The 2,093-nt window shown below is 56.7% G+C and carries 1 protein-coding gene; it reads right to left on the bottom strand.

Annotation, left to right across the window (positions count from 1 at the left end; all coding sequences use genetic code 11):
• A partial coding sequence (locus B0O95_RS15085; protein WP_146064125.1) for a condensation domain-containing protein occupies positions 1–2,093 on the bottom strand: 2,093 nt, incomplete at both ends.

Raw genomic sequence — 2,093 nt, 5'->3', positions numbered from 1 at the left:
GCTTTAATGACGGCCAGCGCTGCCACTACGCGCTCGGGCGAGCGTTGCATCAACACGCCCACTGGCGTCTCCGTCACCACGCCCAGCCGGATCAGGCGATGGGCCAAACGGTTCGCTTGAGCATTGAGTGCCGCGTAACTAATTCGCTGCTCTTTAAAGATAAGTGCAATGGCTTCAGGTGTTTGGGCTACCTGCTCTTCGAACAACTGGTGCACGCACTGATGCGACGGATAATCGCGCTGCGTCGTATTCCATGTTTCTAGCAGCAAGGTTCGTTCGTCTTCGGGCATCACCTCCAGTTGCTGAACCGGTTTGTCATGCGCATGCTCGAGTGCTTCGACGAGGCTTTCCAGTGACCGCTGCATATACCCGCACACACGATTTGGGTCGAGTGGCTGTGCCACTTGGCAACCCAAGCTTAAAATTTGCTTAGAATCGTCCACTGACAATGTGAGCGGATAATTAGTACGCTCCTCTGCGCTTAATAACTCGACACCGTCGACCATCAGGCTGTCAGCCAAAGGCGCCGCATTATGCCGATAGTTGAGTAGCGCACTAAACAGTGGCCTGCCTGTCGGCACCCCACTGCAGCGCTGCGCGAGTGCCAACGACGCATGTTCGTGTTCGAGCAGTGCAGCCAAACACGCGTGTGTGTTTCGCACACTGTGCTCAACATTACCGTACAAATCCACACGCAGCGGCAACGTATTAATGAACAGCCCCATCGCACTGTCCGCGCCGTCCCCTCCTTGCATCCGCCCAAACAGCACTGTGCCAAACACCACTTGCTGCCGGCCGCTCGCACGCGCCAGTACTTGCGCCCACGCCAAATGGCACAAGCTAGCTAAACTTACGCCCAAGTTTCTGGCCTGTGCGCGCAGTCGATCGTTTAACTCTTGTGGCAGCGCTCGGCCCGCCTCGGCGATTTGACTACCATCGCAATGTACATCCTCTAACCCGAACGGCAGCGTGGGTTCCTCCACGTCAGCCAACATGTCAGTAAAGAAGCGCGCATGCTCCTCTTCACTTACACCCAGGCGGGTCTGCGCGACTAAGTTGCGAAACGGCTGGGCCGGTGGCAATGTGTCACCCCGTCCCTCAATGAAAGCCTGCACTTCATTATTAATGACCTCCAGCGTCGAATGATCGTTAATTAAATGATGCACCAATTCGACTAATAACCAGCGGCCATCGCTATCTCGCGCAACGACGAAATGCATCAGGGGAGCTTGAGTTAAAACGATGCGATGCCGACGAGGATTAAAGCGCTGGGCCAGTTGCTCGGTGATCGGCCCGTCAGCCGGATCCAACGCAAGTTCAGTAATCGGTAGCGACACGTAACGCCAGACGACCTGTGCAGGCGTTGACATATCTTCCCAGATAAACGCGGTGCGCAAAATATCGTGGCGATTGACGACATGCCGAACTGCATCAAGGTAGCAATCGAGCCGTTCCCGATTGGCAAAGGCCTTTTGAAAGGTCAAAAGATAGGGATCACCGTCGCTGGCCAGTAGATGGTGAAACAAGATACCGTCTTGTAGCGGTGACAACGCATAAATATCTTGGATGTTTGCCACCCCATCCGGCACCTGCCCGACGATCCGGTCGATGTCAGCTTGGGTCAGGTCAATTAGTGGCAGCATCTCCGGTGTCAGCGTGGTCGTGTCAGGGGTGATCGCATTCGGAGGTACCGCCACTTCACGGTGCTGGCCCAGCGATTGAGCCAACGCACTCAACGTAGGTCTGTCAAACAGCGCACGTACAGACACCCCCAGACCAATACGGCGCAGGCGCTCAATCAAGCGCACCACAAGCAGCGAATGGCCCCCGAGCGCAAAGAAGCTATCATGCCGGCCGACACGCTCCACCCCGAGTAGTTCGCTCCAAATCGTCGCCAGCGTGGTCTCTAGCTCGCCTCGCGGCGCTTCATACGCTTGATGCGCAAGTGCACCAGCGTCTGGCTCAGGTAGCGCACGCCGATCCAGTTTGCCGTTCGGCGTTAAGGGCAACGCATCGAGCCGCACAAACGCGGCCGGCACCATATACTCGGGCAAGCGAGCAGCTATATGCGTGCGCAACTTGCTGACCAGCGC

Source organism: Mycetohabitans endofungorum (assembly GCF_002927045.1).
Lineage (GTDB): Bacteria > Pseudomonadota > Gammaproteobacteria > Burkholderiales > Burkholderiaceae > Mycetohabitans > Mycetohabitans endofungorum.
This window is presented reverse-complemented; position numbering and strand designations above follow the sequence as displayed.